The sequence below is a fragment of the Nocardia concava NBRC 100430 genome (assembly GCF_000308815.1).
GTDB classification, from domain to species: domain Bacteria; phylum Actinomycetota; class Actinomycetes; order Mycobacteriales; family Mycobacteriaceae; genus Nocardia; species Nocardia concava.
Genome location: NZ_BAFX01000203.1, coordinates 30503 through 47641 on the forward strand (window position 1 = coordinate 30503; position 17139 = coordinate 47641).

17 protein-coding genes are annotated in these 17139 nt (G+C 66.9%); 8 read left to right on the forward strand and 9 right to left on the reverse strand.

Going from position 1 to position 17139, the window contains the following annotated elements:
- Positions 1-102: 102 nt before the first annotated feature.
- Both ON43_RS40200 and glxA read left to right on the forward strand, forming a co-directional pair.
- The gene (locus ON43_RS40200; RefSeq protein WP_051180113.1) at positions 103-1887 is read left to right on the forward strand and encodes a glycosyltransferase family 2 protein; all 1785 of its coding nucleotides are present in this window, start codon (positions 103-105) and stop codon (positions 1885-1887) included.
- Positions 1881-3839 carry a radical copper oxidase GlxA gene (gene glxA / locus ON43_RS40205; RefSeq protein ID WP_051180114.1) on the forward strand — a complete coding sequence of 653 codons (1959 nt, stop codon included), beginning with the start codon at positions 1881-1883 and terminating at the stop codon, positions 3837-3839. The genes ON43_RS40200 and glxA overlap by 7 nt, the downstream gene beginning before the upstream one ends.
- 21 nt (positions 3840-3860) lie before the next feature.
- Here glxA and ON43_RS40210 read toward each other — a convergent pair whose 3' ends face one another.
- The 4 genes from ON43_RS40210 to ON43_RS40225 all read right to left on the reverse strand — a co-directional run bounded on the left by ON43_RS40210 (position 3861) and on the right by ON43_RS40225 (position 7308).
- Entirely contained in the window at positions 3861-4775 is a 915-nt protein-coding gene (locus tag ON43_RS40210) for a TIGR03621 family F420-dependent LLM class oxidoreductase (protein ID WP_083914311.1), read from the reverse strand.
- Positions 4776-4989: 214 nt separating this feature from the next.
- Positions 4990-5955 (reverse strand): glycoside hydrolase family 6 protein, encoded by a 966-nt coding sequence (locus ON43_RS40215; protein WP_051180119.1) that lies wholly within the window; start codon positions 5953-5955, stop codon positions 4990-4992.
- Between the two features lie 268 nt (positions 5956-6223).
- Positions 6224-6700 carry an RDD family protein gene (locus tag ON43_RS40220; RefSeq protein ID WP_040816163.1) on the reverse strand — a complete coding sequence of 159 codons (477 nt, stop codon included), beginning with the start codon at positions 6698-6700 and terminating at the stop codon, positions 6224-6226.
- 104 nt (positions 6701-6804) lie between these two features.
- The gene (locus ON43_RS40225; protein ID WP_373283534.1) at positions 6805-7308 is read right to left on the reverse strand and encodes a GtrA family protein; all 504 of its coding nucleotides are present in this window, start codon (positions 7306-7308) and stop codon (positions 6805-6807) included.
- A 78-nt stretch (positions 7309-7386) separates the two neighbouring features.
- On the opposite strand from ON43_RS40225, the gene ON43_RS40230 reads away from it, so the two are divergent.
- Positions 7387-8151 (forward strand): class I SAM-dependent methyltransferase, encoded by a 765-nt coding sequence (locus ON43_RS40230; protein WP_040816164.1) that lies wholly within the window; start codon positions 7387-7389, stop codon positions 8149-8151.
- A gap of 106 nt (positions 8152-8257) precedes the next feature.
- A complete protein-coding gene (locus ON43_RS40235) occupies positions 8258-8950 on the forward strand; it encodes a type 1 glutamine amidotransferase domain-containing protein (RefSeq protein WP_040816165.1) in 693 nt (230 codons plus the stop codon).
- A gap of 57 nt (positions 8951-9007) precedes the next feature.
- Here ON43_RS40235 and ON43_RS40240 read toward each other — a convergent pair whose 3' ends face one another.
- The 3 genes from ON43_RS40240 to ON43_RS40250 all read right to left on the reverse strand — a co-directional run bounded on the left by ON43_RS40240 (position 9008) and on the right by ON43_RS40250 (position 12208).
- Positions 9008-10231, reverse strand: coding sequence for an acyl-CoA dehydrogenase family protein (locus ON43_RS40240; protein WP_040816166.1), 1224 nt, complete (start codon positions 10229-10231; stop codon positions 9008-9010).
- 80 nt (positions 10232-10311) lie between these two features.
- Complete coding sequence (locus ON43_RS40245; protein ID WP_040816168.1) at positions 10312-11331, reverse strand: phosphotransferase family protein; 1020 nt, start codon at positions 11329-11331, stop codon at positions 10312-10314.
- A gap of 52 nt (positions 11332-11383) precedes the next feature.
- Positions 11384-12208: an SDR family oxidoreductase gene (locus ON43_RS40250; protein ID WP_040816170.1), complete on the reverse strand. Its 825-nt coding sequence runs from the start codon at positions 12206-12208 to the stop codon at positions 11384-11386.
- 150 nt (positions 12209-12358) lie between these two features.
- On the opposite strand from ON43_RS40250, the gene ON43_RS40255 reads away from it, so the two are divergent.
- Entirely contained in the window at positions 12359-13291 is a 933-nt protein-coding gene (locus ON43_RS40255) for an alpha/beta fold hydrolase (protein WP_086008113.1), read from the forward strand.
- Here the strand turns inward: ON43_RS40255 and ON43_RS40260 are convergent, their stop codons facing one another.
- The gene (locus ON43_RS40260; protein ID WP_051180121.1) at positions 13292-13918 is read right to left on the reverse strand and encodes a TetR/AcrR family transcriptional regulator; all 627 of its coding nucleotides are present in this window, start codon (positions 13916-13918) and stop codon (positions 13292-13294) included.
- Positions 13919-14014: 96 nt separating this feature from the next.
- Positions 14015-14581, reverse strand: a complete 567-nt coding sequence (locus tag ON43_RS40265; RefSeq protein WP_040816172.1) for a PadR family transcriptional regulator — start codon at positions 14579-14581, stop codon at positions 14015-14017.
- 174 nt (positions 14582-14755) lie between these two features.
- On the opposite strand from ON43_RS40265, the gene ON43_RS40270 reads away from it, so the two are divergent.
- The 3 genes from ON43_RS40270 (at position 14756) to ON43_RS40280 (ending at position 17124) form a co-directional block, all read left to right on the forward strand.
- Positions 14756-15139 carry a hypothetical protein gene (locus tag ON43_RS40270; protein WP_174416538.1) on the forward strand — a complete coding sequence of 128 codons (384 nt, stop codon included), beginning with the start codon at positions 14756-14758 and terminating at the stop codon, positions 15137-15139.
- Between the two features lie 102 nt (positions 15140-15241).
- Complete coding sequence (locus ON43_RS40275) at positions 15242-16726, forward strand: DUF8832 domain-containing protein (RefSeq protein ID WP_218003517.1); 1485 nt, start codon at positions 15242-15244, stop codon at positions 16724-16726.
- Positions 16723-17124, forward strand: a complete 402-nt coding sequence (locus tag ON43_RS40280; protein WP_040816173.1) for a FixH family protein — start codon at positions 16723-16725, stop codon at positions 17122-17124. The genes ON43_RS40275 and ON43_RS40280 overlap by 4 nt, the downstream gene beginning before the upstream one ends.
- Positions 17125-17139: the final 15 nt, after the last annotated feature.

The window sequence follows — 17139 nt, forward strand, 5'->3', positions numbered from 1 at the left end:
TCAGCAGGGGGGGATACGTTGCTGTCCGTGGTTTTTTCGGGTGTCTACGGTCCGCGTCGGACCGAATCGAACGATACCGAAAGTTCGTACAGTGCACAGGATTTGGAAGCGTCGCGCAGGGTCAAGGCGACCGTCACCGGGGAGGTGCTCGACGGGGTCGGCGATGTGGTGTCGTTCCGTCATCTGGAGGGCAGACGCCGGCGGCTGCTGACGGTCGCGCTCTCGCTGGTCTCGACCGGACTGGGCGGTGGGTATGTGCTGTGGCTGGTCGACAACGGCCTCGGCGCGACCGACAAGTACGAGCAGTTCGGGGCCATCGCCATCATCATGGTGACGCTGGTGGTCACCGTGGAGGTGATCAGATTCGCGCTGGTGCTGGCGATGTCGCTGACGACGGCGCTGGCGCGCAAACCGGTGCCCATCCGGGCCCGCCCGGGCTTGAACGTGGCGCTGCTCATCACCTTCGTGCCGCGCAGCGAGGACATCGCGGTGCTGGAGCGAACCCTGCTGGCGGCCAAGGATATTCGCCATCGCCATCCGGGAGTTTTCGATGTGTTCGTGCTGGACGAGGGGGATCCCGACCACCCCGGCAAGGTGCGCGAGCTGGTGGCCGCGGTCGATCGCCGCCTCGGCAATCGGGTGCGGTATCTGACCCGCGGCGGCCGCGCCGAATACCATCAGCGCAAGGGCCCGTTCGAAACTCGCACCAAATTCGGCAATATCAATGCCGGGCTGGACATGATCCGCACCGATCCGGATCTGCCCCGCTATGACGTGGTCATGGGCATCGATCCCGATCACAAGCCGATGGCCGAATTCGGGGAGCGGATGCTCGGCTATTTCAACGATCCCGATGTCGCGTATGTCGCGGGGCCGCAGGCGTATGCGAATGCCGAGGAGAATGTGGTGGCGAAACTGGCCGAGAGCCAGCAGTTCGTCTTCCACAGCCTGATCCAGACCGCCGCCAATGCCCACGGCGCGCCCATGCTGGTGGGTACCAGTTATGCGGTGCGGATGAGCGTGCTGAGCGAGATCGGCGGTATCCAGCCGTCCATTACCGAGGATATGGCGACCAGTTTCGCCATTCTGCCGCAGCGCAATCCGGAGACCGGGCGGCATTGGAAGGGCGTGTACACCCCGGATCTGCTGGCTCACGGTGAAGGGCCCGCTTCGTGGGGTGATTTCTACAAGCAGCAGAATCGCTGGGCGCGCGGCGCGATCGAGCATATGCTGTTCGGTCCGTTCGTCATTCAGATGCTGCGCATGTGGCGGACCCCCGCGCGGATCGCGCATTACCTGCTGCTGATGGCGTTCTATCCGGTGATGGGGGCGGTGTGGCTGCTGGGTGCGGCGAATGTGGCCATCTTCAGCTGGTTCGGTGTCAGTGGCGCGGTGGTGTCGCCGGACAGCTGGTTCCTGTTCTACGGCTGGGCGTCGGTCAGCCAGATGATGTTGTACACGTGGGTGCGCCGCCACAATGTGAGTCCCTACGAGACGAGTAATTCGTGGGGCGTCTACGGCATGTTCATGAGCGTCATCACCGCGCCGGTGTATGCGAATTCACTGATCAAATGCCTGCTGCGGCGGCCGGTCGGATTCGATGTGACGCCCAAGGGGTCCAAGAGCACCGGTGACGGCTGGTTCACCTTCCGGCTCAATCTGATGTGGCTGGTGTTCTACATCGCCGTCGCCGTGCTCACCACCATGCGCGGCTGGGCGGCCGCGGCCACCCTCATGTGGCCGGTGTTCGGGGCACTGATCTCGGCCGCGCCGATTCTGGTGTGGCGGCTCAACCCGTTGTTCGTGGCCTGGAGTGCGCGCCGGAAGACCAAGCCCGCCACCGAATTCGAGCTCGTCGAAGTCCGGGAGGAGGAGCGGGCGTGCTGAAGAAGACGCCGACCCGATTCGTCCGCTGGGTGGTGACCGTGGTCGTGGTCGGCACGCTGGCGATCGCGACCACCGCGACGGTGGCGGCGCTCTATCACCGATTCCAGCACAATCGGCTCATCAATTCCGATTCCTACAAGGCGCGCTACGGCTATTGGGAGGTCGTCTCGCTGCCAAAGGATGTCGACGCCAATATCATTCACTCGATCGTGCTGCCGACCGGCAAGGTGCTGCTCATCGCGGGCAGCGGCAACGATCATCACAATTCCGATAAGTCCGTCTACAATTCGCTGATCTTCGATCCGGAGACGCGGACCGCCAAGCGCATCGATACGCCGGTGGACCTGTTCTGTTCCGATCACGCCTATCTGGCCGACGGCACCATTCTCATCGCGGGCGGGACGGGCAGTTACGAGGTGCTGCCGGAGAATCTCACCCATGCCGGCGGGTATATGACGATCCGCAACGAGGATCCCGATCACCCCGGAATCCTACCCAAGGGAACGACATTCACGGGTAAGGAGAGCGGGAAGGTGTATCGCTCCGATCGCGATATCACCGTGCCGCCCGCCGTCAAGGATCCGGTCACCTACAAAGTCTCCGCGACCGACCGCAATGTGTACGTCTCGGCCGAGGCCACCGGCACCGACGGCACCTGGGATCGCAACGACCACTACATGATCGGCGGGCTGACCTTCGCCCAGCAGCAGAATCTGTACGGCTTCGCGCCGGAAATGGCGTTGAAGAAGAAGGAATACCAGGGCATCGACGCCTCGTATCTGTTCAATCCGTGGACGGAGACCTACGAGGCGGTGGGCAGCATGAATTACGCCCGCTGGTATCCGACGCTCACCCGGCTGGCCGACGGCAGGGTGATGGTCACCTCCGGGCTGGACGGGGCCGGGCGAATTCTGGACGGGCAGACCGAGATCTACGATCCTGCGACGAAGAAATGGGTCGAGCGTGACGATCTGCGCCGCATTCTGCCCACCTATCCCGCGGTATTCCAGACCGCGGTAGCCGACCGGTTGTTCTTCAGCGGACCGACCACCGGCTGGGGTCCGGCCGAGGAGCATCGCGATCCGGGAATCTGGAATCTGACCGACAATTCGTTCCAACTGGTGCCCGGCCTGCGCGACCCGAACATGCTCGAGACCGGATCCTCGACCTGGCTCGGGCCGGTGCAGGACCAGCGGCTGCTGGTGGTCGGCGGTGGCGGCGTGGGCGATTCGTCCCTGTCCACCGGCCGCATCGACATCGTCGACCTGAAGGCGGCCGCGCCCAAGTTCGAGCCACTCGCGGTACTCCCCCAGGGCACCCGCTACCCGAACCTGGTCCCCCTGCCCAGCGGCGACGTCTTCATCACCAACGGCGCCAACGACTACCGCGGCCGCGGATCCAGCGACATCCTCTCCGCCTACCTCCTCGACCAGCAGGGCGGCCTCCGCCCCATGGCCGACCCGACGGTTGGCCGCGACTACCACTCGACGGCGGTCCTCCTGCCCTCCGGCCAAATCATGACCGACGGCTCCAACCCCCTGTTCGCCGACAAGAAGAACACCCTCCCCGGCAAGTTCGAGCGCCGAATCGAAATCTACACACCCCCATACCTCTACAAACCGGACGGTGGCTCGGTAGCGCGCCCGGTAATCACCAGCGGCCCGGCCGAAATCCGCCGCGGCGAATCCTTCGACTACACGGTGGGTTCCACCCTGGCCGAGGTCCCCGCCGCGGCGGACGTGAAATCCCTGCGCCTACTCGCCCCCGCCGCGATCACCCACGTCACCGACACCAACGAGCGAATCGTCGACCTCCCCGTCACGCGCACCGATTCCGGCCTGTCCGTGGCAGTTCCGGAGAACCCCGCCATCGCCCCATCGGGCTACTACATGCTCTTCGCGGTCAATTCCGCAGGCGTCCCCAGCATCGCCAAGTGGGTCCACCTCAGCTGATGTCAGAGTGCCTCCGAGGGTTTACCGAAGGTCTTCGATCACCTTCGCCAGTGCGGTCATCTGCGCCTCGTTGATCGAGAAATGGGTGACCGAGTATTCGTCGCGGTATCGGCGCAGGGTGTCGGCGATGTCGCGTGCCGATCCGTGGAGGAATCCGGGCAGGTGGCGGAGCTGGGCATCGGAGAAGGTGGGCTGGAACATGCGCGGGAGTGTCAGATCGACCTCGCCGTGTCCCTCGACCTCCACCGCCTGCACCGTCAGCCCCAATTCGATATCGGCGAAACGGGTTCCGGCAGCCTCGCGGACGAATCGGGAGCGGCGGGCGAGCGCGGCGTCGCCGGTCTCGTCGGAGTCGATATCGGAATCGACGGGTATTCCGGCCAACGAGATGGTGTCGGCGTGTTCGGCGGCCACCCGCAGCAGGCGGTCGCCGCCCCCGGCCACCAGCAGCGGAATGCGGTGCTGCACCGGCGGTTGATGATCACCCGCGAACAGCGCCTTGGTGTCGACGATCAGCTCGCGCAGATGCTCGATGCGCTGCCGCCCGCTCGGAAACGGCAGCCCCAGAGCCTCGAACTCCGGTTTCGCGAAATCCGGTCCGGCACCGAGCCCCAACTCGAACCGCCCGTCGGTCAGCTGCGCCACGCTAGCGACGTCCCGAGCCAGCCAAGCCGACCGATAGAACGCCCCATCCAGCACCATGGTGCCGACCCGCACCCGATCCGTCGCCTCCGCCATCGCGATCACCGCGGGAAACGGCGAGATCATCCCCAGATGATCCGGCACCGTAACCACGTCATACCCCAGGTCCTCAGCCTGCTGCGCCTTCTTCCGCCACCCAACCCGCGACTCACCCCCGCCGAGACCAACAGAAAACCGAAACGGCCGCGCTACCACATTATTTCGATCATCATTCACTCCATCGACGGTACTCACACCAACACTGTCGCCCCTTGCACCGACCTTGCACGCACCTTGCGCGCGCGCCGCTCCCCCACCCCCCGATTCCCCACTCCCAGTTGATCTTCCACCACAGCGCGCTCACCGGTTCAGCCGGCGCGACAAGCGGCATGACGGGCCGAAATCTTGATGTGTGGCAAGGCGACAGCCTCGGGCAGCGGCGATCGGTCACCGTATTGGGGGGATGGGTCTAGGAGAGTTGGTCGAGGAGGAGTTGGCGGTCGAATTCGCCGGCGGGTTGGTCGCTGGTGCCGCAGCGGCCGTCGGATTGGCCGGGGGTTTTGATGAAGGCGTGTTCGATGAGGGCGGTGGGGTCGAAGTGGGTGGTGGGGAGGGTTCCTACTTTTTGGCCTTGGGGGTTGCACCAAGCGACCAGGTCTGCGGTGTTGGGGGCGCCGTTGACCGAGTTGTCGATCATTACGAAGAGTTGGTGGCCGTAGGCCTGTTCGATTCGGGTGGCGTAGGCACGGATTTCGGGCTCGGGGCGGCGGTTGGCCACGTTGAGGGAGATGCCGGAGACCGGTTGGGAGGGGCTGACCGCGTGGAGCAGTTCGGCTACGCGGGCCGGGTCGACCCAGGTGCTGTTGCCGACGTCGACGTATACCGCGGTTGACGGATTATGTTGCAGCAGTTGGGCGTACGCGAAGGCCAGTAGAGAGAGGCGGGCCGTGCGGTCGGGCTCGTTCATCTCGGTGGTGTGGGCGAGGGCGTCGGGTTCCAGGATCACGATCGCGGGGTTCGCGCCGATGGCGTCGCTGACGCCTGTGATCCACTGCTTGTAGGCGTCCATTCCGGCCTGTCCCCCACCTGATTCGCCGTGCAGGTCGCGTCCCGGGATGCCGTAGGCGACGAACATCGGGATCGATTCGGTGGTGTGCGCTCGCGCGATGTCCTGGCGGATCGTGCCGACGGTGATATCCAGGTCGCGCGGCAGCCATTCGGCCACCGGGGTCCGGATCAGCCGTTCGAGATTCGCCCGCACCCGGACGTCATTGACGGTCGGCAGGGTGGCGCGCAGATCCGCGTAGTACTTGTCGCTGGATTCCAGCAGATACTCGGCGCTGCCGGGCGCGTTCCGCTGCGGTACGGCCGCTGGCGGCGGCGCGGGTTCTGCGGGCCCCTTGCCGCATCCGGTCAGCAGCAACTCCAGAGCCACAGCGCACACCGTCCCCATCCGGAGGGCCCACGGCCGAACCCAACCCGATCCTCCACGCCGCATGCCCAACAGTATGCCGGTCCCCCACAATAGTTTCCGTGCAGGGCGATCCGACCGAACCGATACTTTTCCTCGATGTCGGCGGCACCCTTCTACCCCGTGGCACGGCGGGCCTTCCTGCCTGACCACGGCCCTGGGCGACGCCCACTTCACCGTCATCACCGACTGGCTGCGGGCCAATCGATAGGGCCCGCAGCCGGTTCGGCGATCAGCGTTTGACGACCTGGGTGCCGTCGGCGAAATTGTCGTGCCAGCCCTGTTTGGTGGGGCTCGCGCTCACCGTCACCGCGATGGCGATCGCCGCGCAGAACCACAGCAGGCCACCGATCCACGGGATCAGGTTCAGCAGCATGTAGGCATTGCGCTTGGCGGAGTCCGCGAGGCTCGGCTTGGCCGCGCCGCGAGAACCGTTGACGTGCAGGCCGAGCAGCTTCTTGCCCGGTGTCGAACCGCTCGCCACCTCGAAGAACACGAAGTAGAGGAACCCGAATCCCGCGCCCGGCAGGATCGAGGCCCAACCCGGCAGGCCCGAGCCCTTGTCCAGGATCCAGAACAGGATGCCGCCGACGATGCCGGCGATGATCCAGTCGATGAATCGGGCGAGCGCGCGGCTGCCGATTCCGGCCGGGGTCACCCCGACGACCGGCCCCGCGTACGGGTCGTAGCCGTATCCACCCGTGGTCATGATTCCTCCTCGTATCGACCACATATCACTCTCATTCCATCCTGCGACCGGAATCCGGCCCGCGCATCAGGGAAGGCCCGGACCCGGACCCTGAACCTGATCACTCAGAACACGAATCCGCGCAGTGCCACGAAGCGTGCGCCGCCGACCGCGGCCATGATCGCGATCACCGCGCCGGCCTGGGCGAGCTCACCGAGCCCGGGGGCCCAGAAGCCGAGTCCGGCCAGTGCCGCGGTGCTGATCAGCAGCCCGATCAGGGCCAGGCCGCCGCCCTCCCACTGCGCCTTGAACCAGCCGACCCGCCCGGCCGCCTGGAAGGTGAGCTGGCGGTGCAGCTCATTGGCGATCACGGTGCTGACGATCGATCCGGCGATATTGGCGACCAGCGGGCCGATTCCGTTCATGGCCATGAACAGCAGCGCGTACGCGATATTGCTCATCCCGCCGACCACGGCGAACCGGATCAGCTGGGCGAGCGCGTGGTCGCCGCGCAGGAAGCCCTGCACGCGGGCGGCCCGCTCGAGTGCCGCCGTACGCAGCGCCGGGTAGGCGTCGGTCCCGATGCTCAGATCGATGGTCCCGGGGGCGGCGAATGCTGTGCTGTTCACGAGAATCACTGTCGCCACCCGCGCTTACACCGCGCTGACACCGGCCTGACACGTCGCTGTCAGGCGCATGCTGGGGTGATGTTCGGTTTGAAAACGGCGGGACGCCGCGGTGAGTACGGGATCGACGGGGACTTCGAGAAGGTGTCGGCGCGCACGCAAGGCGTGATCGTCGCCGTCATCGGCGCGGTGCTGATCGGCGGGACGATCGGGAGCCTGGTGGCGGGCGCGTGGCTCGCGGCGCTGATCACCGGGCTGGTCGCGCTCTGGTTCGCGGCCTTCGTCGGCAGCTATCTGCGCGCCACGCTGGTGGGGAAATTCGAAGTGTGGGAACGGATTCTGGGTGGGCTGGGCTTGCGGGGCGATGAGCACGTGCTGGACCTGGGGTGTGGGCGGGGAGCGGTGCTGTTGCGGGCGGCGCAGTTACTGCCGCGCGGGCGCGCCGTCGGTATAGATATCTGGCGGGCCGATCAAACCGGTAACAGTCCCGAGGTGACCCGGCGCAATGCCGAGCTCGAAGGAGTGGCCGACCGGGTCACGCTCGAGACCGGTGATATCACCCGACTCCCGTTCCCCGACAACAGCTTCGACGTGATCCTCAGCAGCCTGGTCATCCACAATCTCCCGGATGCCGAGGCCCGCCGGAAAGCCATCGACGAGGCCGTTCGCGTGCTACGCCCCGGCGGACGGCTGGCCATCGCGGACCTGATGCACACGCGGTCGTATCTCGCCCGCGTGCAAGAGCTCGGTCTCACCGACATCCACCACCGCGATCTCGGCTGGCGCATGTGGTGGGGCGGGCCCTGGGTCGCCACCCGGCTGCTCACCGCCACCAAGCCCGCCTGAGCCTCCGATCGAATCCTCGATGGCGGCCATAGGATCTCCTATTGGCGGGCAGATATCGGCACTGCCTAGCGTGGTATCCGCAACCGAGGCACGCGAGGAGAGTTCGATGGCAAAGATCCTGTTCGTCATGACCGGCGTCGATTACTGGACGTTGGCCGACGGCAGCAAGCATCCGACCGGCTATTGGGCGGAGGAGTTCGTCGCGCCGTACGAGGCGTTCACGAAGGCCGGGCACGAGATCGTGGTGGCGACGCCGGGAGCGGTGGTGCCCGCGGTGGATCACGGCAGTCTGGCGCCGGAGGCGAACGGCGGGGTCGAGGGCGCGGCGCGCATTGCCGAGATCCTGGATGCGGCGGCCGAACTCACGCGGCCGGTGGATCTCGCGACGGTCGACCTGGCCGATTTCGATGCGGTGTACTACCCGGGCGGGCACGGGCCGATGGAGGATCTCGCGGTCGATCCGGTGTCCGGGAAGCTGCTCAACGACGCGCTCGCGTCGGGCAAGCCGCTGGGCGTCGTGTGCCATGCACCGGCGGCGCTACTGGCCACCGCCGACGTGGCGGGCAGTTCACCGTTCGCCGGGTACCGCGTCACCGGCTTCACCAATGCCGAAGAGACGCAGGCCGGTTTCGCCGACAAGGCCAAGTGGCTGCTGCAGGACCGGCTGGAGGCGCTCGGCGTGGACTTCCGCGTCGGCGAGCCGTGGGCACCGCACATCGAGGTGGACCGGAATCTGTACACGGGGCAGAATCCGGCCTCCTCGGCTCCGCTGGCGGCGGAGTTGTTGCGGGCCTTGTAATTACGAAGGCCCTGTAATTACGCCAGCTTCCGCGCTGTAATTACGCGGCCGGTGTGATTACGCCTTCTTGCCCCAGTTCGGGTCGCGGCGGCGCAGTTCCCACTGCGCGATCGAGCGCTTGTGCACCTCGTCGGGCCCGTCGGCCAGACGCAGGGTGCGCAGGTGCGCGTACATGCTGGCCAGCGGGAAGTCATCGGAGACACCGCCGCCGCCGTGCACCTGAATGGCCCGGTCGACCACCTTCAGCGCGACATTGGGCGCGGCCACCTTGATGGCGGCGATCTCGGTGCGCGCGGCCTTGTTGCCGACCGTGTCCATCAGGTACGCGGCCTTGAGGGTCAGCAGCCGCGCCATGTCGATCTCGATGCGCGACTCGGCGATCCAATCCTGGATATTGGCCCGATTCGCCACCGGCTCACCGAAGGTCGTGCGCGACTGCGCGCGGTCGATCATCAGATCCAGGGCGCGCTCGGCCATGCCGATCGAGCGCATGCAGTGGTGGATGCGGCCGGGCCCCAGGCGCGCCTGGCTGATCATGAACCCGTCGCCCTCGCCGGCGAGCAGCGCGGTCTTGGGCACGCGCACGTTCTCGAAGGTCACCTCGGCGTGGCCCTCGCGGTCCTGGTAGCCGAAGACCGGCAGGCCGCGCTGGACCGTCACGCCGGGAGTGTCGATCGGCACGACCATCATCGACTGCTGGCGGTGCGTGGGCGCGGTGGTGTCGGTCTTGCCCATCACGATGAGCACCTTGCAATTGCGGTGCAGGGCATTGGAAGTCCACCACTTGCGGCCGTTGAGCACGTAGTCGTCGCCGTCGCGATCCATGCGCAGCTGGATATTGGTGGCATCGGAGCTGGCTACGGCGGGCTCGGTCATGGCGAAGGCGGAGCGGATCTCGCCGTCGAGCAGCGGCCGCAGCCACTGCTGCTGATGCTCTGGCGTGCCGAAGAGCGTCAGCACCTCCATGTTTCCGGTGTCGGGGGCCGAGCAGTTGGTGGCCTCCGGCGCGAGATGCGCACTGCGGCCCATGATTTCGGCCAGCGGCGCGTACTCGAGATTGGTCAGGCCCGGACCCCACTGCGGATGCGGGTGGAAGAGGTTCCACAGGCCGCGCTTCTTCGCTTCGGTCTTGAGTTCCTCGACGATGGGCGGCTGGAAGTGCGGGTCGCCGGATTCGGCCATCTGCGCCTCGTACACCGCCTCGGCGGGGTAGACCTGCTCGTCCATGAAGGCGAGCAGGTCGTCGCGATAGCGGAGGGCCTTCTCCGACAGCTCGAACATCGAAAACTCCTGACCGTGGCGTGTTTTCCGATTTCGGACGGTACGTGAACTTGATTCCGGATTCAACTCTGGGTTGCGGGTCAGGACTCCCCGAGCGCGGCCAGACCCGCTTGCAGCAACGGTTCGACACCGTCGCCGAAGTGCTCGAAACCCGAACCGACGGTCTGCCCGTGGGTGAAGCGGAAGTAGATGCCCTCGCTGATCACCGCCAGCTTGAACGAGGCGAGCGCGATATAGAACCCGATCCCGGACAGGTCGCGGCCGGTGCGGTCCGAATAGCGTTCCCGCACTTCGGATTCGGACGGATATCCGGGCGCGAGGGCGACATCGCTGACACCGGTCAGGCCGACGTCGCTCATGCGCTGATAGACCAGCAGCAGGCCGATATCGGTGAGCGGGTCGCCCAGGGTGGCCATCTCCCAGTCGATGACGGCCGCGACCTCGTCGGCGTCGTCGACGAGGACATTGTCGAGGCGGTAGTCGCCGTGCACGATGCCGGTGGCCGATTGCGCCGGAAGGTGTTCGGCCAGCAGCTCGTGCAGTTCGAGGGCGGCGGGCAGCTCACGGCTGTAGGAGGCGTCGAGCTGCTTCTTCCAGCGGCGGACCTGGCGTTCGAGGAAACCGTCGGGGCGGCCGAAGTCGCCCAGGCCGACCGCGACGGGGTCGACGGTGTGCAGGGCCGCGAGGGTGTCGATGAGGCCGGTCGCGATGCGGTGGGTCCGATCGCTGCCCAGGGGCTTCAGCTCCGCGGCGGTGCGGTAGGGGGTGCCGAGGACGCGCTCCATGACATAGAAAGGCGCACCGATGATTTCGGGGTCCTCGCAGAGCGCGTAGGTAGCGGGCACGGGGACGTCGGTGTCGGCCAGGGCGGTGATGACGCGGTGTTCGCGGGCCATGTCGTGGGCGGTGGCGAGCACATGGCCCAGCGGGGGTCGGCGCACTATCCAGGACGCGGTGCCGTCGCTGACCTCATAGGTCAGATTGGATTTCCCGCCCGCGATCAAGCGGCCGGTCAGCGGTCCGTTGACCAGGCCCGGCCGAGTCTCGGCCAGCCACAACGCAAGTCGTCCGAGGTCGAGGCCAGGTAGCTCGTCACTCAATTCGTCTCCCGATATCTTCGTTGATACCCAGTGCTCTCGAGGTAACCGCGACTCAGTGGCCGTCGGTCTGCTCGAGCAGGCGTGCCTGGTAGTGCCGCATGCCCGACAGCCAACGGTCGTAGTCGGCACCCTTGCGACGGTACATATCGAGCACCTCCGGATGGGGCAGGATCAGGAATCGCTCGTCATCGACGGCCGCCAGCACCAATTCGGCCACCGAATCCGGAGTGAGCACCGCGCCCGCCGACGTGACGGCCCGCGTCGCCGCCATGCCGAGCGCGTCCCCGGAGTTCTCGCCCGCCCGCAGCAGCGGGGTCTCCACGCCCATCGGGCACAGGCAGCTCACGCGAATCCCACGGTCGCCGTAGGTCACCGACAGCCATTCGGCGAATCCTACGGCCGCGTGCTTGGTGACCGAGTATGCGGCCGAACCGATCTGGGTGAGCAGGCCCGCCGCCGACGCGGTCCCGATGAAATAGCCCTCGCCACGCTCGAGCCAACCCGGGACCAGCAGCCGGGCCGCGCGAATGTGGGCACTGAGGTTCACATCGAGGATGGTCGCCCAGTCCTTGTCCTCCCCCAGCCCGACCGGCCCGATCACGCCTGCATTGGCGAAATACAGATCGACCGGACCGAATTCGGCTTCGCAGCGGGCGATGAGCGCCTCGATGCAGGCCGGATCGGAGACATTTCCCCCCACCGCGACGGCCGCACCCGGGAATTCCGCCTCGAGGCCCGCCACCACCGCGTCCGCCGCCGCGGCATCCAGATCGGCGACCACGACCCGCGCACCCGCACGCACCAGCCGCGCGGCCAGCGCGCCGCCGATGCCGCCACCGCCGCCGGTGACAATGGCGTTCCTGCCCGTGACCTGCACGTAGAGCTCCCTCCGGCCAATACCGGCAATCGATTTCGCCGCCTCGGGCTGGATCGGGTGGGCCGGTTGATGGAAATATGAAATCTACGTCGGATTCAAGTTGACGGTCGGTCCGGCGTCAACCGACAACGGTCGCGAGGTGAACAACCGGTGCAGACAGCACAACTGGTGGACGAGTGGAAGCGGCTGGGCAGCAGGCTCGTGCCGACCAATGGGATCGAGTTGAATGTCGTCGAGCACGGCGCGGGTGTGCCGGTGGTGTTCTGCCACGGCTTTCCGGAGCTCGGATTCTCCTGGCGGCATCAGGTTTTCGCGGTGGCCGAGGCGGGATACCGGACGTTGACACCGGATATGCGCGGGTACGGCGGCAGTTCGCGGCCGGAGGCGGTCGATCAGTACGACATGCTCACCATCTGTGACGACCTGGTCGGATTACTCGACGCCTACGGGCTCGAGGACGCGGTCTTCGTGGGCCACGACTGGGGTGCGTCGGTGGTGTGGCATCTGGCGCGCGAGCATCCGGAGCGGGTGCGGGCGGTGGCGGGGCTGAGCGTGCCCGCGACGCCGCGCTCGTCGGGGCCGCCGACGGCGATCATGCGGGCGCGGCTCGGCGAAGACTTCTACATGATCTGGTTCCAGGAACCGGGCGTGGCCGATCCGGTGCTGAACGCCGATGTGCGACGGATCCTGTTGCAAGACGGCGTCATGAGCGCGAAGTCCTTCCTGAACACGGGCGACCCGTTGCCGCCGTTGCCCGGGTGGGTCAGCGAGGCCGAATTCGAATACTACGTCGACGCTTTCACCGCGACCGGATTCACCGGCGGCCTCAACTACTACCGCAATCTGGATCGCACCTGGGAGCGCACCGCGCACCTCGAGGGCGTGAAGATCGGCCAGCCGTCACTGTTCATCGCCGGATCCGCCGATCCGGTCATTCAATTCACGCCGCTGCACAAGATGTCGGCGCTGCTCAGCGACCTGCGCGCGACGGTCATCCTCGAGGGCGCGGGCCACTGGATTCAGCAGGAGCGGCCGGACGAGGTCAATACCGCACTGATCGACTTCCTGCGTGGACTGGATTGATCACTCGGATTTCAGCTGAATCGCATTGATCCAGAGCTCGGTGAGCGTGGTGACCAGCTTCTCGAACGGGATGCGCTGGTGCTGAACGAAAACCAGGTTCGCCATGCGGCTGACCATGCCGGAGAGCGCGTGCGCGGTGATCATGGGATCCAGCTCCGCGCTCGCCCGGCCGGAGTCCTGCAGGTCGCGGATCATGCGGGCATTGCGCTGCGCGAACGCCTTTCCGCGTTCCACCCGCAGGCGGCGGAAGTTCTCGTCGATGTGGGCGACCTGTTCGAACAGGGCCATCAGGCGGGCATTGCGCTTGTAGGACAACAGGTAATCGCGATTGGCGGCCTCGATGAGCGCGCGCGGATCGGTGATGCCGCTGCGCTCGCGCACATGCGGGTGCAGCATCTCCTCCGAGACCTGCTCCACCAGCGCGGCGAAGATCTCTTCCTTGCTGTCGAAGTAGGTGTAGAACGAGCCCGAGGCCATGCCCGCGGTCTTGGAGATATCCGCGATCTTCGCGTCGAGGTAGCCGTCGCGTTCGAAGACCTCGCGGGCCGCGGCGATCAGGGCGCTGCGGGTCCGCTCACCCCGTTTGGTGCGTGGGGCACCACGGCGCGATTCGCTCTCCCCTGCCATCGGTTCGGACGCCAACGCTGATCACTGCCTGTTCTTCGGTGGACAACTTGCCAGGCGGCCACCGTATCAATCCACGCGGCAAACGGCAGGCGACGGCTACCCACCCGTCGCCGCGATCCGCCGATCCAATACCGGCAGTACGAACTCGGCCCACCGAATGTTTTCCTGCTCGAGCGCGATTCCGCGCAACAGGCTCAGATAAGGGCCGATCCGCTCCACCTCGGTCAGATAGGCCTGTTCACTGCGGCCATCGAGCAGCCGCCCGCGCAACCGCTCATACCGGGCCAGCTTCGCCTTCGACCACTCCAGCTTGTCGGCGACCGCGGCGCGGATAGCCGGGGCATCCCCGGTATCCATGGCCTGAACCTTGACCATCATCTCGTCGCGAATGGCGGTCGGTTTAGCGGGCTCGGCAATGAACTCATGCAGCGCCGCCCGCCCAGCAGGCGTGATCGCATGCACGCGCTTGTTCGGTCGACGCTCCTGCTCCACCACCCGCGTCTCGATAAGCCCCTCCGCGGACATGCGCTCCAGCTCCTTGTACAGCTGCTGCGGGGTCGCGAGCCAGAAGTTCGCGACCGAGGCATCGAACCCCTTGGCCAGGTCGTACCCGGAGGCCTCGCCCTCCAACAGGGTGGCCAGAACCGCATTGCGAAGCGCCATCGGCCCAGGCTATCAGCGGCGCGGATTATTCAACTTCTTGTTCACTCTCCCGGCGACGGTCACCGAACAAGGGGCAGAACTGCGTAACTAATTGAATACAGCGCACCCGGCCGTCGCCGACCTGGCCGATACACCGGCCGACACGCGGATGTGAAGGCCGTGGAGACTGGTGTCGTGGATGATGCCGAGCGGTTGATCGTGATCGACGCCGCCAATGTGGTCGGGTCGCGGCCGGATGGCTGGTGGCGGGATCGGGCCGGGGCCGCGCGGCGACTCCTCGCTCAGCTGGATGTCCTGCGCGATCGACTGCCCGCCACCACCTCGGTGACCGTGGTGCTCGAGGGGGCCGCCAAGGCTGCGGCGGACGGTGACTACGAGCGGTTACGCCTGGTGCTGGCCGACGGCTCCGGTGACGACGCCATCGTCGATGTGGTCGCGGAGGCCATCGCGAACCGACCGGTCACTGTGGTTACGGCCGACCGCGGATTGCGTTCCCGCGTCGAATCATTGGGCGCCACCACCGTCGGCCCCACCTGGCTCCTGGAATCCCTCGCCTGACCACGCTGATGGGCCACTCGGTGTTCGGTAGGGGTGGACCCTGACTCGGCATCCCCCGTGGGTGGGATTTCTCGCGGCGGGTTTTTGGGTAGTTTCGGAATGGTGCAGCCGCCGTTGATCGTTCGCCTGCGCGGCGCATACCTGGTGGCGGGTGTGCTCGGCGCGCTCTTGCTGGGACTCGTCGTGATGACCGCTCCCGCCGCCCGGGCCGATGGCGCCGTCAGCGGGGGTGACCTCAGCGTGGCGCAGTCGCTGGGCGGGCGGGAGTTGACGGTGATCGTGCGGCGCAGTGAGCCAGGGCCGTTGCGGGTGGATGTGGTCACGCATACCGGGACCGCGGCGGGGACGCTGGCGCTGACCGCCGTTCCGGTCGATCAGCATGCCGAGACTTCCTCGGGGGCCGTGGAACTCGGGAGTCAGCCGGGGGTGTATTCGGCGACCTTGCGGGTGGATCATTCCGGGCCGTGGGAATTGACGGTCTCCGATGGTGAGCGCACGGCGCGGATTCCGTTTCTGGTCGCGGCGCGGGTGGTGACGCCGTGGGAGCGGGCGGCCTACGGCGGATTCTTCGCCGCCGGGGTGCTGCTGCTGGTGGCGTTGGGGACCGCGGTGCTGTCGAAACGCGGGTGGCCGACGCTGATTCCGGTGGGTGCGTTGATCGCGGCGCTGACCGTCGGGACGACGGGGGCGGTGTTGTCGGCGAGTGCGCCCCAGCCGCGGGCGGCGGGGAGCCTGCTCGATCCGACGTCGGGGAATATCGGGAATCCGTTCCCGGAGCGGGATCTGCCGCTGACCACGAATTACTCACGGCCGCCGGTGAATCTGACGGTGCGCACCGCGCGAGCGACGGGAACCACCACGGAATTGCAGCTGTCGCTGACCGATTCGGCGACGGGGCGGCCGGTGGACGATCTGCTGGTCACCGATGACGCGCTGCTCCATCTGATGGTCGTTGGGCCGGGCGGCAGGTTCTGGCATCGACATCCCATCCGGATCGCCCCCGGGGAGTATCGGGTCGATCTGGGGCTCAGCGAATCCGGCGATTATGCCGTGGCCGCCGAGATCGCACGGCGCGGCGGCGGGGTGCAGCTGCTGCGGGGCTCGCTGCATATGGGTGGTGAAACCGCCTCCAGCCCAGTGGATCCCACGACCGGTGCGGCCGGCCCGGGCGCGCCTGCCGCCGGACCGGGAATCCCTGCGACCGGATCCGGCACGCTCACCGCCACCGAAGCCGTCGCGGGTGAACCGACCACGCTCACCGCCGCCTATGGCGGAGCCGCCGACCTACAGCCCTGGCTGGGGATGCTCGGCCATCTCATCGCGGTCGGCCCGCTGCCGGACGGCGTTCCGACCGGCACCGCCGCGGCAACGGTCCCGATCTGGGCGCACGCGCACGCCATGACGGCGCTGCCCTCCGTCGGCGCGCAGCCGCCCGATGAGACCGTCGCCGCCTACGGCCCGAATGTGGCCTTCACCTTCACTTTTCCGCAGCCCGGCCGCTATCTGGTGTGGGCGCAAGCCGAACGGGGGTATTCCGTCATGACCCTGCCCGCCACCGTCGACGTGCGTGCGGGAGGCCCGCGATGACCGCGCGGCGCGGCGTGCTGATCGCCACCGTCCTGCTCGTGGCCGCCCTGGCGACCTGGTGGCTGTGGCCCTCCGATGACTCGAAACCGGTGTCGCGCAGTGCCGCCGGGCCCTACCTGGTGGCGTTGCGGGTCGATTCCGCGCGTACCGGCGACAACACCGTGGACCTCGACATCACCGATCAGCGCGGCGATTCCGCGACACCGGATCGGGTGTCGGTGGAGCCGGCCATGCCGCAGATGGGGCACGCACTGCCGCCGAGCACCGCCACCGCCGTCACCCCCGGCCACTATCGCGCGACGGTGAATCTCCCCATGCCGGGGCAGTGGGAGATCGCCGTGAAACTCTCCGGCGCACCGGGATCCGGTAGCGCCGTCTTCTCCGTCCAGGCCAACTGATTGCAGGAGCAGCAC

Coding starts and splice junctions, on each gene's coding strand:
- ON43_RS40240 (WP_040816166.1), bottom strand. CDS start 10,231: ATGTTCGAGCTGTCGGAGAAGGCCCTCCGCTATCGCGACGACCTGCTC.
- ON43_RS40230 (WP_040816164.1), top strand. CDS start 7,387: ATGTTCGGTTTGAAAACGGCGGGACGCCGCGGTGAGTACGGGATCGAC.
- ON43_RS40260 (WP_051180121.1), bottom strand. CDS start 13,918: ATGGCAGGGGAGAGCGAATCGCGCCGTGGTGCCCCACGCACCAAACGG.
- ON43_RS40235 (WP_040816165.1), top strand. CDS start 8,258: ATGGCAAAGATCCTGTTCGTCATGACCGGCGTCGATTACTGGACGTTG.
- ON43_RS40280 (WP_040816173.1), top strand. CDS start 16,723: ATGACCGCGCGGCGCGGCGTGCTGATCGCCACCGTCCTGCTCGTGGCC.
- ON43_RS40265 (WP_040816172.1), bottom strand. CDS start 14,581: ATGGCGCTTCGCAATGCGGTTCTGGCCACCCTGTTGGAGGGCGAGGCC.
- ON43_RS40220 (WP_040816163.1), bottom strand. CDS start 6,700: ATGACCACGGGTGGATACGGCTACGACCCGTACGCGGGGCCGGTCGTC.